Source organism: Opitutus sp. ER46 (genome assembly GCF_003054705.1).
In the GTDB taxonomy this organism is placed as follows: domain Bacteria; phylum Verrucomicrobiota; class Verrucomicrobiia; order Opitutales; family Opitutaceae; genus ER46.
Map to the genome: position 1 here is coordinate 43,965 of NZ_QAYX01000025.1, position 21,207 is coordinate 65,171.

The 21,207-nt window shown below is 67.4% G+C and carries 15 protein-coding genes; 12 read left to right on the forward strand and 3 right to left on the reverse strand.

The window, feature by feature from the left end; translation table 11 throughout:
- Nucleotides 1–41: 41 nt before the first annotated feature.
- From sufD to ligA, 12 genes are all read left to right on the forward strand, one after another.
- On the forward strand, nucleotides 42–1,355 hold the full coding sequence (gene sufD / locus DB354_RS18490; protein WP_107837130.1) for a Fe-S cluster assembly protein SufD: 1,314 nt from the start codon (nucleotides 42–44) through the stop codon (nucleotides 1,353–1,355).
- A gap of 61 nt (nucleotides 1,356–1,416) precedes the next feature.
- On the forward strand, nucleotides 1,417–1,977 hold the full coding sequence (locus tag DB354_RS18495) for an iron-sulfur cluster assembly protein (RefSeq protein ID WP_107837131.1): 561 nt from the start codon (nucleotides 1,417–1,419) through the stop codon (nucleotides 1,975–1,977).
- 99 nt (nucleotides 1,978–2,076) lie between these two features.
- Nucleotides 2,077–2,730: a DUF1080 domain-containing protein gene (locus DB354_RS18500; protein WP_158277605.1), complete on the forward strand. Its 654-nt coding sequence runs from the start codon at nucleotides 2,077–2,079 to the stop codon at nucleotides 2,728–2,730.
- A gap of 144 nt (nucleotides 2,731–2,874) precedes the next feature.
- On the forward strand, nucleotides 2,875–3,576 hold the full coding sequence (locus DB354_RS18505) for a hypothetical protein (RefSeq protein WP_146180322.1): 702 nt from the start codon (nucleotides 2,875–2,877) through the stop codon (nucleotides 3,574–3,576).
- A gap of 118 nt (nucleotides 3,577–3,694) precedes the next feature.
- The gene (locus DB354_RS18510) at nucleotides 3,695–4,684 is read left to right on the forward strand and encodes a biotin--[acetyl-CoA-carboxylase] ligase (RefSeq protein ID WP_107837134.1); all 990 of its coding nucleotides are present in this window, start codon (nucleotides 3,695–3,697) and stop codon (nucleotides 4,682–4,684) included.
- 208 nt (nucleotides 4,685–4,892) lie between these two features.
- Nucleotides 4,893–5,915: an ABC transporter ATP-binding protein gene (locus DB354_RS18515; protein ID WP_107837135.1), complete on the forward strand. Its 1,023-nt coding sequence runs from the start codon at nucleotides 4,893–4,895 to the stop codon at nucleotides 5,913–5,915.
- A 37-nt stretch (nucleotides 5,916–5,952) separates the two neighbouring features.
- Nucleotides 5,953–6,714: an ABC transporter permease subunit gene (locus DB354_RS18520; RefSeq protein WP_107837136.1), complete on the forward strand. Its 762-nt coding sequence runs from the start codon at nucleotides 5,953–5,955 to the stop codon at nucleotides 6,712–6,714.
- A 39-nt stretch (nucleotides 6,715–6,753) separates the two neighbouring features.
- Nucleotides 6,754–8,247, forward strand: coding sequence for a DUF4350 domain-containing protein (locus DB354_RS18525; RefSeq protein ID WP_107837137.1), 1,494 nt, complete (start codon nucleotides 6,754–6,756; stop codon nucleotides 8,245–8,247).
- Nucleotides 8,248–8,269: 22 nt separating this feature from the next.
- Nucleotides 8,270–10,237, forward strand: a complete 1,968-nt coding sequence (locus DB354_RS18530; RefSeq protein ID WP_107837138.1) for a DUF4340 domain-containing protein — start codon at nucleotides 8,270–8,272, stop codon at nucleotides 10,235–10,237.
- 34 nt (nucleotides 10,238–10,271) lie between these two features.
- Complete coding sequence (locus tag DB354_RS18535; protein WP_107837139.1) at nucleotides 10,272–13,145, forward strand: AsmA-like C-terminal region-containing protein; 2,874 nt, start codon at nucleotides 10,272–10,274, stop codon at nucleotides 13,143–13,145.
- 67 nt (nucleotides 13,146–13,212) lie between these two features.
- Nucleotides 13,213–15,330, forward strand: coding sequence for a tetratricopeptide repeat protein (locus DB354_RS18540; RefSeq protein ID WP_107837140.1), 2,118 nt, complete (start codon nucleotides 13,213–13,215; stop codon nucleotides 15,328–15,330).
- Nucleotides 15,331–15,405: 75 nt separating this feature from the next.
- On the forward strand, nucleotides 15,406–17,451 hold the full coding sequence (ligA, locus tag DB354_RS18545) for an NAD-dependent DNA ligase LigA (protein ID WP_107837141.1): 2,046 nt from the start codon (nucleotides 15,406–15,408) through the stop codon (nucleotides 17,449–17,451).
- Nucleotides 17,452–17,713: 262 nt separating this feature from the next.
- Here ligA and DB354_RS18550 read toward each other — a convergent pair whose 3' ends face one another.
- The 3 genes from DB354_RS18550 to dnaA all read right to left on the reverse strand — a co-directional run bounded on the left by DB354_RS18550 (nucleotide 17,714) and on the right by dnaA (nucleotide 20,735).
- Entirely contained in the window at nucleotides 17,714–18,544 is an 831-nt protein-coding gene (locus DB354_RS18550) for an MBL fold metallo-hydrolase (protein WP_199226889.1), read from the reverse strand.
- Between the two features lie 54 nt (nucleotides 18,545–18,598).
- Nucleotides 18,599–19,177 carry a hypothetical protein gene (locus tag DB354_RS18555; RefSeq protein WP_107837753.1) on the reverse strand — a complete coding sequence of 193 codons (579 nt, stop codon included), beginning with the start codon at nucleotides 19,175–19,177 and terminating at the stop codon, nucleotides 18,599–18,601.
- Between the two features lie 145 nt (nucleotides 19,178–19,322).
- Nucleotides 19,323–20,735: a chromosomal replication initiator protein DnaA gene (dnaA, locus tag DB354_RS18560; RefSeq protein ID WP_107837143.1), complete on the reverse strand. Its 1,413-nt coding sequence runs from the start codon at nucleotides 20,733–20,735 to the stop codon at nucleotides 19,323–19,325.
- Between the last annotated feature and the right edge of the window lie 472 nt (nucleotides 20,736–21,207).

Below are 21,207 nucleotides of genomic sequence, written 5' to 3' on the forward strand. Positions count from 1 at the left end.
TCCGCTCCTCTCACGCTCGCATCCCGGATTCCATCATCTCCATGTCTTCCTCCGCTCCTCTTCACGTCGCGCCCCGCTCCCCGGTGGGAGCGTTCACGGCGGACGCGTTCGCGGCCCATCTTGCGACGCAGGCCAACGCGCCCGCGTGGTGGCTTGAGCGCAAGCGGGCGGCACACGCCCGTTTCGGCGAACTGCCGATGCCGCGCCGCACCGACGAATCGTGGCGTTTCAGCAACATTGCCACGCTCACCGTCGAGGGCTTTGCCCCCGGCCTGGCGGCGCCGACCGGCGTTGCCGTGGGTTCTCCGTTTGGCCCGTCGGCGCTGACCTTCGTCAACCAGCAACTCGCGGTGGCGTTGCCCGATGCATCTCGCCCCACGGGCGTTGTGGTGGCGCCAATCTCGTCGGCCCTGCGCACGCACTCCGAACTTCTGCGCCAGCACTTCATGGCGCAGCCGCAGAAGCTCGGGTCCGAAAAGCTGGCGGCGCTGCACACCGCGTTCGTCTCGGATGGTGCGTTCATCTACGTCCCGCGCGGCGTGGAACTCTCCGCGCCGATCGTCATCACGCACATCGCGGCCGGCGCCGGCGCGGCCGTCTTCCCGCACACGCTCGTGGTCGCGGAGGAGAACGCCAAGGTCACGGTCGTCGACTATTTTGTGTCGGCCGATGACGGCGCGCACTTCGCCTGCGGGGCCAACGATCTCTACGCAGGCCACGGCGCCCAGATCACCTACATCGGCGCGCAGCATTGGTCGCGCGCCACGGAGTCCTTCCAGTTCAATTCGACCGTGGTGCGGCGCGACGCCCGCGTGCAGTCGCTGAATCTTCATCTCGGCGGCCGGCAGGCCCGGCACGAATCGCTCTCGCAACTCCAGGCCCCCGGCGGCTTCTCCGAGATGCTGGCCCTCACGGTTGCCGACGGCGCGCAGGAGTTTGACCAACGCACGCTGCAGATTCACCAGGCGCCGAACACCAAGTCGGACCTGCTCTACAAGAACGCGCTCCGGCACCAGGCGAAGACCATCTTCTCCGGCCTGATCGTCGTCGATCCCGACGCCCAGAAGACCGACGCGTACCAGAGCAACCGCAACCTGATGCTGAGCGAGGAGGCCGAGGCCAACTCGCTGCCCGGGCTCGAAATCCAGGCCAACGACGTGCGCTGCACCCATGGCGCGACCTCGAGCCGCATCGATCCCGAGCAGGAGTTCTACCTCCAGTCCCGCGGCATCAACCAGGCGATGGCCGACGAACTCCTGACCTTCGGCTTCTTCGAGGACGTGCTGAACCGCCTCGAGAGCGAGGAACTGCACACCGCGCTCCGCGCGCTCATCCAGACCCAGTTCAAAAAGTAATCTCGGGCCGCAAACGGCGCGTTGCACCTGATGCGCCGTTTTGCGTGGCTCGGCTTCTCCCATGCAACGCGAACGCACCCTCTCCCGCGACCTCACCGCCACGCAGATTCCCTCTGGCGACAAGCAGACCCTGCCGAACGGCACGCGTATCCTGATTCATCAGACGCTGGGCGGCAGCTACACCGTGCAGACCGACTTTGGGCTCTTCCGCGTCGACGGCGCCGATGCCGATGCCCTGGGCGAGGCGGTGAAGGACACGACCGTCAAGGCCGCCACGCTCGAGGGGGGCGCGCCGGATCCCGAGGCGATCTGGGGGCAGCTCCGGCAGGTGTTCGACCCGGAGATCCCGGTGAACATCGTCGACCTGGGGCTCGTTTACTCGATGGACCTCGAAGAGGTCCGGGACCTCGCGAACGGCGGCGCGCCGGGGTACAAGGTCAATGTGGCCATGACGCTCACCGCGCCCGGCTGCGGCATGGGTCCGGCAATCGCCGAGGACGCCAGGAGCAAGATTCTCCTCGTTCCTGGGGTCTCCGAGGCGGATGTGCGCATCACGTGGGACCCGCCTTGGAATCAGCAGATGATTTCCGAGGAAGGGAAGATGAAGCTGGGCCTGATCTAGGTCCGCTTCCGGTCGCCCTTCGGACCGCACGGTCCGGGCGGACGGAGGGTCGCCTGGCTTTTGACTCGCGTCCGTGAGTCGCCCGGCATGCTTCGCTGCATGCCCTCCAAGTTTCTCGTTGCCCTGGCCGCTGGCGCGTTGGGCTTCCTCGCGTCCGCTCGCGCCGCGGAGCCGGTCGATCTTTTCCCCCGCGGGGACCTGTCCGCGTGGGAGTACGTGACGGTGCCAGCGGCGCCGATCGCGACCGTGTGCCGCGCCGGGGCTGACGGGGTGATCTCCGTGACAGGCAAGCCGGTCGGTTATCTCGCCACCAGGAAGTCGTACGACAACTACCGGCTGCACGCCGAGTGGCGGTGGGCGGCTGATGCCCCGAAGAACGCGAACGGCGGCGTGCTGCTGCACATCGCGTCCGGCCCGAAGGATCGCGCGTGGCCCGTTTCGATTCAGGTCCAGACGAAGATCGGCCGCGCGGGTGATCTGCTGCCCATGGCCGGAGCGGTGTTTGCCGAGAAGCTTTCGACTGCGGCCGAGGCCAAGACGCCCCAGCTCAACCGCCGGGCGGATCGCGGCGAGCACCCGGCAGGGGAGTGGAATCAATGTGACATCGTGTGCCAGGATGGCCGGATCAGCGTGACGATCAACGGGGTGCTTCAGAACGAAGTGTCCGAAGTCACCCCGGGCGCGGGCAAGGTCGGCTTCCAGCTCGAGGGCACCGCGTTTGAGCTGCGCAACGTGCGGATCGAGCCGCTCTAGGAGCTCTCTCGGCCCGACCTGACCGTTCGCGGGCACTGCCAGCCGTCCTTCGGATGTGCTAGTTGCAGGGTGGCGGCGGTTTAGCTGCCGCGATGTGGCCAGCATTGCACGGAACACTCGGCCCGGCCAAGTTTCCATCTGTCCATGACTCGTCCCGCTGCGCTTCCCTCCTGTTTCGCGGTTCTGGCTTCCGTGGCGCTGACGGCATCGGCGCTGGCGCAGGAATCAGTTCCCGCCGTCCCGACCCAACCCGCCACGCTTCCGGCGACCGTGAGCGCGACTCCGCCTTTGGCCCCGGGTGAGAACCCGGTGCTGGCCACGCCGGCGACCCCGACCACGCCCGCTCCGCGCCCGCGTCGGGCCCGAGCCATTTCGCCGGAGGTCGCAGCCCAGCTTGCGGCGGCCTCGCCGAAGTATGCGCCGCCCGCGCCGAAGCCGGCGACACCGTCCGCGGAAGAGGAGGACCTGCGCGAGACCGACAAACCGCGCAATGGCATCATCCGCCTGCCGAAATACATCGTGACCCAGCCCCGGCCGCCGGTTTTCTCCGAACGCGCCATCACGACCGACAAGGGCTTGGCCGACATCGCGATGAAGCGTTACCTGAACGAAACCTACCGGGCGCTGAACGCGTTCACGCTTCCGCTGTTTGGCGCGAGCAAGGAACAGGTCGCGATGTCGATGTATGAGGAGGACGAGCGCCTCCGGAACATGGCGGACATGTCCGATCTCGCCCGCATGGTCACCGCCACCGACAAGGCGGCTGGCCTCTATGTGAAACGCGAGGTCCAGGAGACCTTCGTGCGGGAGGGCAATTTCGACTGGCGACCGCTGAGCCGGCGTTGAACGCCCGGCCGTTTTTCGAGTCGCCCTCGGCACCGAAATGCGTGGGCTCGAAACCGCTGCCGTGGCGCAACTTCCGCTCGCATCTTCGCCCCGGCAGCGCCGTCCTGCTGCCGTAATCATGCCGACTGCCGAACACGTCATCCTGCGGGAACTTCTGGCCCACGAGCCCAACTGGGTTTCGGGCGCGACGCTGGCCGCCAAGATTGGCGTGAGCCGTGTCGCCGTCTGGCAGCACATGGAGAAGCTGCGGGCGGCGGGGTTCGCCTTCGAGGCCCAGCGTTCGCATGGCTACCGGATCGCCGAGAAGCCGCGGACGCTTCACGCCACGTTGATCGAGACGCAGCTCAAGGTGCGCCCCAAGGGGTTCTCCATGATCGTGCTCGATACGGTCGACAGCACCAACGACGAGGCGGCCCGCCAACTCGCGGGCGGACGGCCGACCCCCTTCGCCGTGCTGGCTCGCCGACAGACGCGCGGCCGGGGCCGTTTCGGCCGCACCTGGCACAGTGACTCCAGCGCCAACGTCTACGCCAGTTTCGCCTTTCGTCCGCGCGTGATTCCGGACCGCATGCAGACGTTCACCCTGTGGATGGGGGTGAACATCTGCGCCTTCCTCGAGAACTTCGCCAAGGTGCACCCCGGCATCAAGTGGCCCAACGACATCGTCTTCGACGGGCGCAAGGCCGGCGGCATGCTGACTGAGGCACGGGTCGACGCGGATCAGATCCGCGATCTGGTCTTTGGCCTCGGGCTCAACGTGAACAGCGCGTCCTCGGCCTGGCCGGAGGAGCTCTCCCGTCGGGCCGTCTCGCTTTCCCAGCTCACCGGTGGCGACCTCGATCTCAATCGTTTTGCCGCGGCGCTGGTCGGGCGGGTGCTCCTGGCGTATCGCAAGTTCAGCGACGCCGATCACCTCGAGACGTTCGCCGACCTCTGGAACCATTACGACGTCCTGCGCGGCACCCCGGTCTCGCTCCACGAAGCCGGGCGCCGCCATCAGGGCATTGCGGCCGGCGTGGACGACGACGGGGCGCTCCTCCTGCGCGACGATCGTGGCCGCGTGCAACGTTTTCGCGCCGGCGAGGTGACGATCGACAAGGCCTCCTGACCCGACCTTCGGGAAAATACCGGACCCACGCCGGCGCGCCCTTGTCCAACGCCGTCGTCCGGCAAGTTGCGTTCCGCTGCCATTCTCTGGCATCACCATGCCGGCCGAAGCCTTGGCTCTCGCGATTGCCGCCCGGGACTGAGGCTCACGCCGCGCTTGCCGCGCCCGTCACTCCCTCATTCCCTCAGCCAAACCTCCGCTCTCGTCCATGTCCGATCCTCAACCGCCCGCGATTGAAGTCTCCCATCTGGTGAAGACTTACGCCGGCGTTTCGGCCGTGAGTGACATCAGCTTCACCGTGGCGCAGGGCGAGATCATCGGGTTCCTCGGGCCCAACGGCGCCGGCAAGTCGACGACGATGCGTATCCTCACCGGGTACCTGCCCGCCACCTCCGGCTCGGTCCGCATCTGCGGCGTACCGGTGGCGACGCACCCGGACGAGATCAAGCGCCGCATTGGCTACATGCCGGAGAACAACCCGCTGCCCGAGGACATGCGGGTTTCGGAGTATCTCTATTTTCGCGGCCGCCTGAAGGAGGTGCCACGGCGGAAGCTTGGCCCGCGGATCGATGAAGTGCTCGAGATCTGCGACCTGAAGCGCGTTCGCCACAAGATCATCGGCCAGCTCTCGAAGGGCTACCGGCAGCGCGTGGGCATTGCCGAGGCGATCCTGGCCGAACCGCCGGTGATCATCATGGACGAGCCGACCATCGGCCTCGATCCGCACCAGATTCTCATCGTCCGCGACCTCATCTCGAGCCTGCGCGGCCGGATGACGGTGATCATCTCGTCGCACATCCTGCCCGAGATCGAGATGACCTGCGACCGCGTGCTGATCATCAACCAGGGCCGCGTGGTGGCCCAGGGCACGCCGGCCGAACTGCGCCGCGAGATCCTGGGCCGCACCGCCTACGAACTCGAGGTGGCGGGCGACCTGGCCGCGCTGCCTCAGGTGGTGGCCGCGGCGGACGCGAGCCTCCGGATCGAGTCCGACGAGGAGGCCGGCACCCCCGGGTTCCGTCGGGTGCGGGTGACCACCGATCGCGACGAGGACATCGGCGAGCCGATTTTGCAGGCGCTGTTGGCGCGCCAGTTTCGCGTGCGCGCCCTGAGTCGCGCCCATCCGACCCTCGAGGATGTCTTCCTGGCAGCCACCCGTCGCAGCTGGGATGTCCTGGTGCCGTCCGCCGGCCGGACGAACCCGCCGATCCCCCGAACCCCGCAGGCATGATGCGCGGCCGCGCTCACCGATTCGACGCCCTTTTCCGATGAAGCACTTCCCGACGCTCCTCAGTCACGAGATCCGGATGCTGCTGGTTTCCCCGGCCACGTACTTCGCGGCGACGCTGTTCCTGGCGTTCATGGGGCTGATCTTTTCCCAGATCCTCGACCAATACAGCGGGGCCGCGCAGGATACCTCGCCGGCGTACGTCTTCTTCCACCTGTTCTGGCTGCCGGTGTGCGTGATGGTGCCGCTGCTGACGATGAAGTGCTTCGCGGAGGAGCGCCGGTTGGGGACGATTGAGACCCTATTGACGACGCCGGTGACCACGACCGAGGTGGTGCTCGGCAAGTTCGGCGCGGCCTACCTGCTCTATCTCGCCCTCTGGGCTACCACGGGCGGCTTCTTCTACATCCTGCATAAGTTCTCCGCCGATCCCCGCTTCCTGGATCCGGGACCCCTCGTGGGTGGCTATGTTTTCGTGGCGGTCTCGGGCCTCTTCTTTGTGGCGATCGGAGTCTTCGCGAGCTCGCTCACGCGCAACCAATCGGTCGCGGCGGTGCTCGCCTGCGTGATGCTCGGCATGCTCATCCTGGGCGGCAGCGTCCTCTCGACGTCGGCCTGGCTCGAACAGGACATGTTCCAACCGGTGAAGACCGGGCTGGAGTACGCACGGGTGTTCACGCACCGGGATGATTTCACCCGCGGCATCATCGACACGCGCCAACTGCTCTTCTACCTCAGCGGCACCGTGGTGACGCTGATCTTCAGCATCCTCGGCGTGGAGGCCAAACTGCTGCACGCCTGATCCCGGCGGATCCCCAACGTCATCCTTCCTTCGATCGCCGTGCCCTTCTTCGAAAGCTTCCGCGCCGTCCGCTGGCTCCGCACGATGAACCTCGTGCTGCAGGCCGTGTTGTTCCTGACCTTCGTGGGCGGACTCAACTACCTCGCGCGGAACCACGCCTCACGCATCGACCTCACCCGCTACCGCCGGTACTCCCTGTCGCCCGAGACGCTGTCCTACCTGAAGAACCTCAAGCAGACGGTGCACATCTACGCGACGGTGACCGACGATACCGAGATTCCCGTCGAGGTGCGCGGCCTGCTCGACGAGTTCGTACACGCGGCGGATTCCTCGCGCGGCCAGATCAAGTTCGAGATCGTCAACGTGTACCAGGACCGGCGCCGGGCGGAACAGCTTGGGCTCGAGCAGCCGAACGTCCTCCTCCTGGTCTGCGGCGAGAACCCCCGCGCGGTGCGGGTCGATGAACTCTACCGCATGCGCAACGAGGGCGGCCGGCCGGTGCCGGAAGCCTTCATCGGCGAGCAGGTGCTGACGGCGGCCGTGCTCGACGTCTCCTCCCCGGAACGCCAGCACATCTACTTTCTCGTCGGCCATGGCGAACTGCAGCCGGACGACACCAATCCGGCGCGAGGGCTTTCCTCCCTGCGCAACGAGCTGCAGATCCGTAATTTCAAGGTCGATACCGTGGATCTCTCCATCTCGAAGATCCCCGACGAGGCGGCGCTGCTGGTCGCGGTCGCACCGCAGTCCCGCTACAGCAAGGCGGAGCAGGAGAAGCTCCGGCAGTACCTGAGCACCAATGCGGGCCGGCTGCTCCTGCTGCTATCCCCGGGCATCAATGCCTCCCAGCTCGGGCTCGATGACCTGCTGCTCGACTGGGGAGTGTTGGTTTACGACGACGTGATCTGCGAGACCGACCCGGTCTATCGCACGGACGATGGCGACCTGATCGTGAAGCACTACGATCCGAAGCACCCGATCTCGCAGCCGCTGATCAACTACAACTTCTACCTTCGGCTCGGCTACACCCGCACCGTCTATCCCGACCCGAGCAAGGCCGCCGGCAGCGGGCTTACCACCACGACGATCGCGGCTGCCTCGCCGACCGCCTGGGGCGAGGTGGGGCACCGCGTGGGCCTCCAGCCCAAGTCCACGAACCCCGGCAACACGCATCCGATCCCCGGGCTCAAGCCCGAGGGCCAGCTTGGCGTCGTCGTCGCCTCGGAACGCGTCGCGCCCCGTGGCAACCTCGCCTTCAGCGTGCGCGCCGGCCGCGTGGTCGTGTTCGGCTCGGGTGACTTCGTGGCCAACCAGCGCATCAACACCGCCGGCAACGAAGCGCTCTTCCTGAGCGCGGTGAACTGGGCCGTGGAGCGGGACGCTCAGCTCAACGTCCCGGCGCGCCCGATCCAGCGCTTCCAGCTTTCGTTGAGCGCGGCCGACCTGAACCGGCTCAACTACACGCTGTGGTTCGCCCTTCCCGGCACCATGGCACTGCTCGGTCTCATCGTGTACTGGACCCGGCGCAAATAACCTCCCGTCCCCCCTTCCTCCCGTGCGTACCAAAGTCACGCTGGTTCTCATCTTCCTCAACGTCGCCCTGTTCTTCTTCATCTTCCGGTTCGAACGGGCCTGGCGCACCGAGGACGCGTTGCGCGAGGCGCGCCGTCGGGTCCTCGGCGCCGAGACGACGGAGATCCGCACCTTGTCCGTGACCAGCACGACTGCGACCGGCGCGTCCTACACCATGGTGCGCCAGCGCGACGTCTGGGTGCTCACCGATCCGCTCGACTGGCCGGCCAACCAGTACGCCGCGCAGAACATCGTCGCCCAGCTGCAGCTGCTGGAGAACGAGACCAGCTTTGCCGTCAGCGACATCCTCAAGAGTGGCCGGTCGCTGGCCGACTACGGCCTGGACAAACCGCGCCTCACGGTGGCCTTCACCTCGAGCGCGGGTGGGGCGGCCACCGCCTCCGGGGCGCCCGCCGCGGGACCACGTACCGTCCTCCAGATCGGTGACTCCACCAACATGGGGAACCGCTTTTACGTGCTCTCACCGGACGGCAGCCGCGTCCACGTCGTCGGCCGCGCCCTCATCGACGCCATCTCCGTCCCGCTCGACCAGCTTCGGGCCGATGCGCTCCTCACGATCGAAGTGTTCGAGGCGCGGGCGCTCAGCGTCCAGACCAGCGGCGCCCGCGTGCGCATTCGCCGCGAAAGCGGCAGCTGGCTCTTCGACACGATCGTCAACGCGCGGGCCAGCCGCATCGAGATGGACCTCACCATCAAGGAGCTGAACCGGCTGCGGGCGAAGTCGTTTCCGCCCAATCCGCCCGCGGTGCTGCCTTCGTCGGCGCCGACCCTGCGCGTGACGCTCGATGGGACGAACCGGAGCGAAACGCTGTTTCTCGGCGAGCCGGTGCGTCCCGCCGGTGGCGAGGGCGCGGGGGCTGCGGCCAAGGAAACCGAGTACTACGCCCAGCTGATGAACGGGAACAGCGTGCGCTCGCCGGTGTTCACCGTGGTCGTGCCGAGCGGAACCAACAGTCTCCTCGAGCGGTTGCAGCAGGCGCAGACCGAGTTGCGCGAGCGCCGCATCGTGGATTTTGATCCGCTGGCGGTCACCTCGGTCACGCTCGCCGCCCCGAACCAGCCTTCGCTCACGCTGCAGCGCCTCGATCCCAACGCGCCCAACAGCACCTGGCATCTGGTGCGGGAATCAGAGAATGCCGGGCGGCCCCAGACCCTCGCCGCCGAGAGTGTCGCGGTACGCCAGTTGCTGGACCGGCTGAGCCTGCTCTCCGCCACCCGCTTCGAGAGCGACGCTCCGTCCAGCGCGCAGATCGAGGCCTGGGGCTTCAACCGTCCGGAGCGTGAGATCACCATCATGACCAGCACCGCGCCGGGGGCGGCGAACCGGCCGACCATCCTGCAGTTGGGCACCGACAAAGCGGGGGCGGTGTTTGCCCGCGTCGGGCGGCCGACTGATCCCTGGCGGTCGGTGTATGCGGTGGATGTCGATCTCGGGCGGGACTTCCCCGTCGACATCGCCTCGTGGCGCGACCGCACGATCCGCGAATTGCCGGCCACCGCGCGCATCGCGGCCCTCAAACTCACCGATCTCACCACCCAGAAGGTGGTCTTCGAGACCACGTTTGGCCCGGATGGCGCGCCGACCGTCGCACCGCGCGATCCCACCGCGCTTGGCAAGCTCCTGCCGGCACTGCGGACCTTGCGCGCGAAACGTTTCGTGCGCGACCGGTTCGTCGACCAGATGCTGCTCGCCGGCGACGACCGCACCTGGCGGTACCAGCTCGACCTCACCGTGGCGCTGCCGGCGGGGGGCGCGGAACAGACGAGCACGAGCACGCTTTTCCTGACTGACCGGGTGGGCGGCGCCCAGCAACTCGCCGGGTCGCGTGAGTTCGACGTCGTGTTCGAGGTGGAGCAGCCGTTCCTCGACGGTCTCTGGAGCGTCGGCTACGGCGCGCGGGATCCTGGTCCACAGGAGAAGAAACCGTGACCGCCCGGGGGTTCGCGCCCGCTTGAACTCCGCCATGAAGCCCTTTCGTCGCTTCCTGCAGGAGGCTCTGCGCCAGGTGGCGGGGGCAGGCGTGACCTTTCTGTTTTACATGCTGTGGACGGCGCTCGCGGTCGTCGCGTTCGCGCAGGTCTACATCCTCACGCACAACGAGCTCGCGCTGCCCGGCTTCCTGCTGCGGCGCATCGAGGCGCGGCTGGAGGAGACCGGGATGCGCGCGTCGTTCGAACGCGCGGTGTTCGACCCGACCGGACGCATCCTCGTCGAGTCGCCCAAGCTGTTCCTGCCGGGCTATTCCGATCCGGTGGTGACCGCGAAGGCCGCCTACGTGGGGCTCAATCCCTGGCGGCTCGCCGTTGGCCAGTTCGAACCCGACGAGATCCGCCTGATCGCGGGCGCGCTGCAGGTGCCGGCCATGCTCTCGCCAAGCGGTCGGAGCGAGCCGCTGGTGCGCGATATCGATGCCCTGCTGCTGCCGAGCGATCGCGAACTGCGCATCCGGCAGATCAGCGCGCGCGTGAACGGTCTCGTCGTCTCCCTCCACGGTTCCGTGGCCCTGCCGCGGGGCGCCGCCGGTGCCCGGAGCGATCTCGGCGCCCGGCTGCGCACCGGCTTTCCCGAGTACTGCAAGAACGCGCTGGAGTGGACCCGGCAGCTCAGCGCGCTGGAACAGCCGGTGCTCGACATCGCGCTGGAGCCGTCGGCCACCCGCCTGGCCCTCGTGACGCTGGAGCTGACCGCGCGGGGGCTGCAGGTGGAGAAACCGGTGCCCGTGTCGGTGCAGCGCTTCCGCGTGACGACCCTGTTTCCGCTCTGGGGCGAGGACACGTCGGCCACCCACCTCGATGTGCAGGCCGACGAGGTGCGAGCGCCCGGTTCGGTGGTGGTGCGCAATTTGCACGCGGACCTGCGCGCCCGGCTGCACCCCAAGGCCAGGCGGCTGGAACCGGTGGAACTTCGGGCCTCGGCCGACTCCGTGCAGACGCCGGAGGGGACGGTGCTGGATGTCTCCGGGACCTTCCGGCCGTTGTCACTTTCGGCCTGGGAAGCGGACCTGGCGGCGCGGCTCCTCGATTCGCGGCTTGGCGTAAAGGGCGAAGTCGACCTCAACCTGAAGACGGCGCAGCTGCAGGCCGCGGGTGAGATCTCGCCCCGGGTGCTCGACATCGTGAACCAGCACACGCGCGTCGACGTGCGGAAGTACTTCGATTTTGACGCGCTCCAATTGGGGCGGGCCGACGTGACGATCGGGCCCGGATGGCGGTTCCAGCGGCTGACGGCGAGCGTCGCGCTCCAGGGAATTCACGCCTACGGGATCACGATGGAAGACGGGTATGCCGTCGTGGAGCTGGATCCGCAGCGCTTCTATGCCCCGGTGGCCTACGCCCGCATCGGCGAGAACTACGCCCACGGCAGCTACGAGCACATTTTTGCGACGCACGAGTATCGCTTTCTCCTCGATGGCCGGCTGCGGCCGCTGGCGATCTCCGGGTGGTTCCATGACTGGTGGCCGCGCTTCTTCCGGCGTTTTGATTTTCCCGTGGCCCCGCCGCCCGCGAGTGTCGACGTGCATGGTTTCTGGCGGGAGGGACGACGGACCAGTGTCTTCGTCTTCGCCGACAGCCCCTCGCCGGTGATCCTGGGCCAGCCGCTGCAGCGTGTCAGAACCCGCCTGTTCATCCGCCCGGGCTTCTACGACGGGCTGGAAATCTTTGGCGTCGATCCTACCGGGGGGAGGGTGCAGGGGACTTTCGCCGTGACGACGGACGTCGAATCCGCGGAGGTGCGCGCGTTTGAGTTCGACGGAAAGTCGACGGTGCCGCTCGAGGTGGCGGCGCGGATGATCGGTCCGGTGAGCGACCCGGTGCTGGGACCGTTCCAAGTGGCGAAGGCGCCGACCGTCACCGCCCGGGGACGCTTTGACGGCCCGGGCGCGCCGGCTCCGCGTCACTCGAGCCTGGATCTGCGGGCCCAGAGTACGGGCGAATTCAAGTATCACCACCTGCGCTTCGAGGACGCCGTGTTCACGGCGGTGCTGCGCGATGACGAACTCACGGTGGAGGGCGTCGAGGCCAAGTTTGCCGGCGGGACGGCGCGCGGGAAGGCGAAGGTCACCGGTTTGGGCACCCAGCGCCGGCTGGCCGTGCAAGGGACCGTGGCGGACGCAAGCCTGGGCGCGGCCGTGGCGGCGCTGCAGAACTTCTCGGCCGAGCGGAAAGGGTTGCCGAACCCGCCGGCGGGAAAATTCGTGCAGGAGAAGGCGAACGTCCGGGTGGACCTGGTGGCCTCGGTGGAGGGCGACTACAGCGCTCCGCTCAGCTTTCAGGGCGAGGGCAACGCGGTCCTGCGTGGCCCCGAAATTGGCGAGGTGGCGCTGTTCGGCCCGCTGTCGGAACTGCTCAAGTTCACCGCCCTGCGTTTCACGACCGGCCACGCGACGATGAAGCTGAACGGGGCCAAGCTGCTGTTCCCCGATGTGAAGTTCCGGGGCGCGAACTCTGGCATCGACGCGCATGGCGAGTACGCCTTCGACCGGCAGCAACTCGATTTCCGGGCCAAGGTTTATCCGTTCCAGGAAAGCGACAACGTGCTGAAGAGCGTGGTGGGCGTGGTGCTCACGCCATTCTCGATGATCTTCGAGGTGAAGCTGACGGGTACGCTCGAGAAGCCGGATTGGACCTTTGTGCGCGGGCCGACGAATTTCCTGCGTTCGCTGGCCGGCGATTCTGAACCGACGCCGCCGGCGGCCCCGGCCAACGGCACTGCGCCCAGCACCCCTGCGAACGGCACCCCACCGGCGAAGCCGGCGACGGCGGAAGCGCCGCGGGGCGAACTGCCGGAAGTACGTTTCCCCCCACCGGCGCCCACGCCGCAGCCGGAAAAGAAATAGGGCGGGCCGGCGGGCGGCGACGCCGGCTTGTCTCGTGCCGGCTTCTCGGTTTTTTCGCTGGTTCTCCATGGCCAAGGCACGAACGTCCCGTCCCCCGGCGGTCCCCTTACGCCGGCGCGCCAGCGCCCTGATGGCGCTTGGGCTCGCGCTGCTGACGGCGCTGCTCTTCGCGCGCGCCTGCGGCAACGGGTTCGTCAATTACGACGACAATCTTTACGTGACCGGCAACGAGCACGTGCTCGCAGGGCTGACGCCGGAGAGCGTCCGATGGGCGCTGACGGCCGAGGTGGTATCAAACTGGCACCCGCTCACGGTGCTCTCGCACCAGCTCGACGTGACGCTGTTCGGGCGCAACGCGGCCGGCCACCACGCGACGAGCGTGCTGCTGCATGCGCTGAATGCCGCGCTGGCCTTTCTCGTGCTGCGACGGCTCACCGGCGCGTACTGGAGAAGCGCGCTGGTGGCGGCGCTGTTTGCCTGGCATCCGCTGCGGGTCGAGTCGGTCGCCTGGATCGCGGAACGAAAGGACGTCCTGAGCGGGTGCTGTTTCTTTCTGTGCCTCTGGAGCTACACGGCGTACGTCGAGCGCCGGCGTCGCGGGGCGCCGGCCTGGGGCTGGTATGGCCTCACGCTGCTGACGTGTGGGCTTGGCCTCACCGCCAAACCGATGCTCGTCACGCTGCCGTGCCTGTTGCTGCTGCTGGACTTCTGGCCGCTGCGACGATTCGGCGGTGCCGCGGTGGCAACGGTTGGGGCGGAGGAGGCAAAGGAGGCGCCGCCGGCCACGCTGGCTTCCTTGCTGCTCGAGAAAGTGCCTTTGCTGCTGCTGGCCGGTGCGGCCGCGGTCGTCACGTACCTCGTGCAGGCGGACAGCGGGGCGGTGAGTGGCGCGCTGGGGTTGGGCGCGCGGTTGGCAAATGCCGTGATCGCCGTCTGGCGCTACGTGGGGCACCTGCTGGTCCCGACCGATCTGGCGGTGCTGTATCCGCACCCCGGGCACTGGCATCCCGGACTCGTTTGGCTCGCGGCGACCGGCCTGGTGGCCGTCACGGTCGCGGTGCTCTGGCGCGCCCGCCGGGAACCTTGGCTGGCGGTGGGCTGGTGTTGGTTCCTGGGAATGCTGGTGCCGGTGAGCGGCGTGGTGCAGGTGGGGCTCCAGGCCATGGCCGACCGGTACACGTATTTGCCGGCGATCGGGCTGACGATCATCGCGGTTTGGGGTGGGGCGGAGCTGCTCGAACGGCGGCGTGCCGGGGCGGGCCGCCCCGACGCCCCGCGGCACCTCGGCGGCGGGGTCGTGGTTGCGGTCGTCCTGGTGCTGGGCGCGTTCGCGGTCGCGACGGTCCGGCAGATCGGGGTGTGGCGCGATTCACTGACGCTCTTCAACCACACCCTCGCGGTGGCGGGAGAGGGCAACTACCTCGCGTACGACAATCGCGGCGTCGCGTACGGGGAGGCAGGCCAGGCGGAGCTGGCGTTCGCGGACCACCAGAAGGCGGTCGCACTGCGTCCGGAGTATCCGGATGCCAATAACAACCTGGGCCGGGCGCTCGCCGCCCGCGGCCGTTTCCAGGAGGCCATCGCGCATTATCGCGTGGCATTGAAGGGCAAGCCGAACCAGCTCGAGGTGCACAACAACCTCGCGAACGCGCTCGCCGACACCGGGGCCCTCGACGAGGCGATCACGCATTACCGCTTTGTGCTCGAGCGGGCGCCGCGGCACGTGAATGCCCGCAATGGTTACGCGGTGGCGCTGGCGATGCAGGGACGCGTGCCGGAGGCCGAGCGGGAGCTGCGTGAGGTCCTGCGCCTGGAGCCCGGAAATGCGGGGGCGTTGAGCAATCTCGGCAACGTCTGCGCCATGTCGGGTCGGCGCGAGGAGGCGATCGCCCTGTATACCCGCGCGCTGGACGTGCAGCCCCGGGATGGGGCCGTGCTCCTCAATCTGGGCAACCTGCAGGTGGAGCTCGGGCAGTTGGACGCGGCCCAGGGTAGTTTTCGCCAGGCGGTGGCGCTCAGGCCGGGCAATCCGGACGCCCACGCCGCGCTCGGCCTGGTGCTCGACCGGCTGGGCCGGCGAGACGAAGCCATCCGGGAGTGGACGATCGCGCTGCAACAGCGGCCGGACTCCCCGCGCGTGCGGGCCTGGCTCGACGCCGCGACGGCGGCGCGGGCTGGCCGGTGAAGGTGGCGGGCCCGACGTGGCGAAGGCGGTGTCCCGCGCCTTGCGGCAGTCCGGCATATCGCCCTAATTGCCCCCATGTCTCCCGCCGAGGCCCAAAAACGGATTGCCGCATTGCGTGCGCAGGTCGCGCACCACGACGAGCTGTATTACCGGAAGGCCACCCCTGAGATCACCGACTTCGACTACGATACGCTGAAGGCGGAGCTCGCCGGACTGGAACGGCTGTTCCCGGAAGCAGCGACGGCGGCGGGCGCGGAGAGCCCCACGGCGCGCATTGGCGATGACCGGACTGAGGGGTTCGTCCGCGTGAAGCACCGGCTGGCGATGACCACGCTGGACAACACCTACGACGAAGGGGAGCTGCGGGAGTTCCACGCCCGTCTCGTCAAGGCGCTCGGGAGCGAGGACCTCGCGTACACCGTGGAACCCAAGATCGATGGCCTGGCCGTGAGCCTGACGTACGAGAAGGGTCGGCTAACGCGCGCGGTGACCCGCGGGGACGGGGAGGAGGGCGATGACGTGACGGCGAACGTGCGGACGATCCGCGGGCTGCCACACACGCTCGCGGCGGCGCCGGTCCCGGAGCTGATTGAGATTCGCGGCGAGATCTATCTGAGCGTGGAGGAGTTTCGCCGGATCAACCAACTGCAGGAGGAGGCGGGCGAAGCGGCGTATGCGAATCCCCGCAACCTCGCCGCCGGCACGCTGAAGCAGCTCGACGCCAAGCTCGTGGCTTCGCGGAAACTGGAGATCGTCCTCTACGGCATGGGCGTCTGTGAGCCGGAGGTGGTGACGTCGCAGACCGGCTATCGTGACCAACTCAAACGCTGGGGCTTGCCGGTCGTGGAGTTGTTTTCGGAAGTGCGGGGCATCGAGGCCGTGTGCGCGGCGATCCGGGACTTGGACGAAAAGCGGCGGGCGCTCGCGTACGGGACGGACGGCGCGGTGGTGAAGCTGAACGATTTCGCGCTGCAGAAGAAGGTGGGGTTCCGCGGCATGGCGGCCGATGGCCGGGCCGAGGCAGCGCGCAAGCTGTCCCCGCGCTGGGCCTGCGCGTTCAAGTTCGCGCCGGACCGCGCCGAGACGCGGGTGCGGGACATCACGATTCAAGTGGGCCGTACCGGTGCGCTGACGCCCGTGGCCGAGTTGGAGCCGGTGTTCCTGGCCGGCACGACGGTGAAGCGGGCCACGTTGCACAACGCCGAGGAGATCGCGCGCAAGGACGTGCGCGTGGGCGACGCGGTGCTGGTGGAGAAGGCCGGCGAGATCATCCCGGCCGTCGTGGCGGTCCTGGTGGAGAAACGCCCTGCCGGGAGCGCTCCCTATGCGTTTCCGCGCGCGTGCCCGGTTTGTCAGACGCCGGCGACGCGCGGCGAGGAAGAGGTGGTCTGGCGCTGCCCCAATCCGAACTGCCCGGAGAAGGTGCGCCGGAGAATCGAGCATTTCGCGTCGAAAGGCTGCCTCGACATCGACGGGCTGGGTGAGGAGATGGTCGACCTGCTGCTGCGCAACGGGCGCATCGCGTCCATCCCCGACATCTTCCGCCTGAAGGTGGAAGACCTGCTGCCGCTGAAGAAGTCGGGCGAGGTCTGGGCCGGAAACCTCATCGCGGGCATCGCGGCGCGCCGGCAGGCGGACCTCTGGCGCGTGATCAACGGCCTGGGCATTCCGCAGGTCGGCGCGGCGGCGGCGAAGGACCTCGCGCGTACCTTCCGCTCGCTGCCGGGGCTGGCGGGGGCGACGGAGGCGGAGTTGCTGCGAATCGATGGTTTTGGAGAAAAGACCGCGCTGGCGGTACGCCGCTGGTTTGCCGACCCGGCCAACCGGGCGCTCGTGGACGAGTTGCAGGCGGTGGGGCTGGAACCGACGCCGCCGGCGGCGGCCAGCAGCGCGCTGGCGGGGAAGGCCTTTGTGCTGACCGGGACCCTGCCCACGCTCAGCCGCGAGGAGGCCACGGCGAAGATCGAGGCCGCCGGCGGCAAGGTGAGCGGCAGCGTGAGCAAGAAGACGCACTACGTCGTCGCTGGCGAGGAAGCGGGATCAAAGCTGGAGAAAGCCCGCGCGCTGGGCGTGCCGGTGTTGGATGAGAAGGCACTGCTGGACCTGCTCGGCGCGGATTGAACGAGCGGTTTCACGCACCGCCGCGGCGGCCGAGTATTGGACATTATTCGGAGAGTATCTGGACATTATCCCCGAGTATCTGGACATTATCGCGTTAATCGCTGGTGGATAAGTGATAATAATTGTTGCCCTCGTTCACTATGGATCCTGGGGGCGCGTGCTTATGCGACGGCCCATGGTGCCGGGGCGGCCGGTCAGCTCCTCACCGGGTCGGAGCGATCGGCGGCGCGTGACAGCGTCGTGCCGGGGAGCAGCACCGGAGTCAGTACTCGAGCCGGCTGCCGACCGCGCAATGCAGGCATTGGGCCGGGAACTCGCGCGCCAGCTGCTGGGTGGCGGCCCAGCCGGTGCAATGCATGGGGCCGAGCTTTTGCAGGCCCAGCCGGCGCAGTGCTGCCACGGTCTCTTTCATGCGTACTCCGGACGCCCGCTCCAGATGCATGCCGCCGATCACGGCGTGGATGGAGCTCGCGCCCGTGAGCGCCAGTACCCGTTCCAGAGTGTTGATCACTCCGGAGTGAGCGCAGCCGAGCACGACCACGACGCCGCGCGGGCTCGTGAAGTAGAGGGCCTGGTCGTCGAGCAGCGGGTCCGGATTCGAAAGGGCCGCGTCGAGGAAGAACGGGCCGCCCGTGTCCTCGTAGGTGTTGGTGCGCGGAATCTCACCGGTCATCCAGATGCCGGGTACGACTTCGCATGGCTCGCGTGATGTGACGACACGGCGCGGCGGGCTGCGGAAGGCCTCGCGACTGACGAACTCGGTGCTGATGCAGCGGCTGCCAGCGACCTGATCGGAGCCGCTGAACTTGGGCTCCGTGGCCCGAGGATGAAGGTAGAGCGTGGCGTTTGGCGCCAGGGCCAGGGCAGTCTCGAGGCCGCCGACGTGATCATAGTGGCCGTGGCTTAGCACGATGGCATCGGCGCGGCTCAGATCGATGCGAAGCCGGGCCGCGTTGGGCTGGAGGACCATGCCTTGGCCCGTGTCGAACAGGACACGATGCGCGCCGGTATCGATCCAGTACGCGAGCCCGTGTTCGCCCAGCATCCCGGCCCCGCGGGCGGTGTTTTCCGCGAGGACGGTGATCGTGGGCATGGGGTTGAGCAGACGGCGACTGCGCTGCCGGGAGTGCCGTCCGGGAAACGGGGCTCAGTAGCCGCGACGCTGGAGCGACATGCTGAGCTCCTGCATGAACGCCTGGCTGTCCGCCGCGGTGGGGCGATAGCCCGGCTTGCTGATTTCGGTCAGCCCGGGACGGCCATACTGGTCGACGATCCACTTGCCGGTGACGCCATCGCTAAAGGTGACCGTGCCGCTCGCGAGCGCGCCCGGGAGCAGGGTGACCTTGTCGACCGTGACCTGGACGTTGCCCAGGCCCGGCTCGGGCGCGGCTTCCTCGAGGTCGGCGTCCTCCATGTCTTCCTCGGGCGGGAGTTCCTCGTCGGCCTCCTCCTTGCCCAGGCCCAGCTTCTCCTTCGCCTTGTCGAAGAAACCCTTCTTTTCCGTGGCGGGCGCGGGGCGGGCCTGCGCCTTGGTAACGTCGGTCGCGTCGACCTTGGGGGCGGCGTCCTTGATCTCGAGGTTGAGATCGTCGACCAGGAAGCGGACGTCGCGGTAGGTGAGGGAGAGCTTGAACTGGTCGGAAAGCTTCTTCTGCACGGCCGAGAGGTTGTCGCCGGCGGCGATCCAGTCGGCCACGGCCTTGGTCTGCTCAGGAGTGAGATTCATGGAGAGATGGGTGGCGCACATGGTTGGAAGATGTGCGCGCGACGCAAGCGTGCCGGATCAGGTGTGCGCGGAACGGATCACGGGGCCCGATGCGCGCCGGGCCGGGATAGGGACGCGCGGCCTCGTCGTGGCGGGCGCCGGGCCGTTACTTCGAAAGCTGAGCTTTCAGGAACTCGACGGTGCTCTTCATCGACGAGTCCTGCTCCATCATGTTGTCCACGGCCTTGCAGGCGTGGATCACGGTGCCGTGGTCGCGGCCACCGAAAGCGTCGCCAATCTCCTGCAGCGAGTGCTTCGTGAGCGTGCGCGTCAGGTACATCGCGATCTGGCGGGGGATGGCGATGTTGTTGGGCCGCCGCTTGCTGGTCATGTCGCTGTGGCGGATCTGGAAATGGTCGGCAACGCGCTTCTGGATCGTCTCGATCGTGAGGACGTTCTGCGCCTGCTCGAGGAGCACGTCGTGGAGGAGCCGTTCCGCGGTGGCGAGGTCGAGCGCGCGGTTGGTGAGCGAGGAGTAGCTCGCGACCTTGAGCAGCGCACCTTCGAGCCGGCGGATGTTCTTCGTGATGTTCTGCGCGATGAACGTGACGATGGGCTCGGGCAGCTGCTGGTTCAGCGACTGGGCCTTGGCGCGCAGGATGGCGAGGCGGGTCTCAAAATCCGGCGCCTGGATGTCAGCTGGCAGACCCCACTCGAAGCGGGAGACGAGGCGGGACTCGAGTTTCTGAATCTCGCTGGCGCGACGGTCGCTGGTGAGGACGATCTGCTTTCCGGATTCGAAGAGGTCGTTGAAGGTGTGGAAGAACTCCTCCTGGATGCGCTCCTTGCCGGCGAGGAACTGCACATCGTCGAGGAGCAGCACGTCGGCATGCCGGTAGCGCTGGCGGAAGCGGGTGAGGCTGTTCTCCTGCAGCGCCTGGATGAACTCGTTCGTGAACTTCTCAGTCGAGAGGTAGGCGACGCGGGCATCCGGATTGTTCCGCATGATGGCGTGGCCAATCGCATGCATCAGATGCGTTTTGCCGAGGCCGGTCTCGCCGTAGAGGAAGAGCGGGTTGTAGGCCTGCGCGGGCGCCTGGGCCACCGCCAGGGCGGCGGCGTGCGCCATCTGATTGTTGGCGCCGACGACGAACGTCTCGAACGTGTTGCGCGGATTGAGCGTACCGGTCGCCAGCCCACGGTCATCGTAGCGGGCGGAGCGGCGGGGCGTCGTGGTGCGGGCGCGGCCGTGCGTGGTCGCGGCGCTGGCTTCGGAGGCGAGCCGGTTCGTGGCGGATTCGCTGCCGTTGGAACGGCTGGAGGCGTCGGACTTGCGGAGAGTGACGTTGACCAGCCGGCCGGCGTTCAGCCGCAGCCGCTGCGTGATCAGGTCGAGGTAATTGTCGTGGATCCAGATCGCCGCAAAGTCATTCGGGACCCCGAGGGTCATGCCGTCCGCCGTGGTCTCCAGGCACACCACCGGCTCGAACCACATCTGGAAAACGTCTTCCGGGAAGAGCGACTTAAAGTCGCACTTGACGGTTTCCCAGAGGCTGGGAGCGAGGGCGGTTGTAGGCATGACGAGCGGACAAAAAGGCGGGTTTATTCACACTGCGCCTGGGACGGAGGTTTTCGGCAGGCCACTCGGTACTCCGCGCTTCCACTCTCACGCAACAGAAATTGGGTTCGGCCATCAGCGGGAACGCCCCCGAAAGGGCGATTCATAACTTACTGATGACTGGCTACTATCAGGCGTGCTGCGGAGGGGCTCAGCGGGCGGATCATCGAGGGCTTGGAAAAGAACCGAAGCAAAGCACAAAGACTTCTGAAGGGGGGCGGAGTAACGGGGAACCAAAAAGTCATTTCAAGGCGAACTTTCTGACAAGTTGTTCACATCGGTTCTGAGCATAAGTTTTTTCGTTTTTTGGTTGCCACGATTCTGGCCGTGGGGGCGGGGAATACCCATGCCTTGGCATCCGGGCATTTCCCGAGGGAAAGGTGGCGGGAAAACGGCTTGGGAAGCCGGGTGCGAGTCTGTCACGATTGGGTGA

Coding starts and splice junctions, on each gene's coding strand:
- sufD (WP_107837130.1), top strand. CDS start 42: ATGTCTTCCTCCGCTCCTCTTCACGTCGCGCCCCGCTCCCCGGTGGGA.
- DB354_RS18495 (WP_107837131.1), top strand. CDS start 1,417: ATGCAACGCGAACGCACCCTCTCCCGCGACCTCACCGCCACGCAGATT.
- DB354_RS18500 (WP_158277605.1), top strand. CDS start 2,077: ATGCCCTCCAAGTTTCTCGTTGCCCTGGCCGCTGGCGCGTTGGGCTTC.
- DB354_RS18505 (WP_146180322.1), top strand. CDS start 2,875: ATGACTCGTCCCGCTGCGCTTCCCTCCTGTTTCGCGGTTCTGGCTTCC.
- DB354_RS18510 (WP_107837134.1), top strand. CDS start 3,695: ATGCCGACTGCCGAACACGTCATCCTGCGGGAACTTCTGGCCCACGAG.
- DB354_RS18515 (WP_107837135.1), top strand. CDS start 4,893: ATGTCCGATCCTCAACCGCCCGCGATTGAAGTCTCCCATCTGGTGAAG.
- DB354_RS18520 (WP_107837136.1), top strand. CDS start 5,953: ATGAAGCACTTCCCGACGCTCCTCAGTCACGAGATCCGGATGCTGCTG.
- DB354_RS18535 (WP_107837139.1), top strand. CDS start 10,272: ATGAAGCCCTTTCGTCGCTTCCTGCAGGAGGCTCTGCGCCAGGTGGCG.
- DB354_RS18540 (WP_107837140.1), top strand. CDS start 13,213: ATGGCCAAGGCACGAACGTCCCGTCCCCCGGCGGTCCCCTTACGCCGG.
- ligA (WP_107837141.1), top strand. CDS start 15,406: ATGTCTCCCGCCGAGGCCCAAAAACGGATTGCCGCATTGCGTGCGCAG.
- DB354_RS18550 (WP_199226889.1), bottom strand. CDS start 18,544: ATGCCCACGATCACCGTCCTCGCGGAAAACACCGCCCGCGGGGCCGGG.
- DB354_RS18555 (WP_107837753.1), bottom strand. CDS start 19,177: ATGAATCTCACTCCTGAGCAGACCAAGGCCGTGGCCGACTGGATCGCC.
- dnaA (WP_107837143.1), bottom strand. CDS start 20,735: ATGCCTACAACCGCCCTCGCTCCCAGCCTCTGGGAAACCGTCAAGTGC.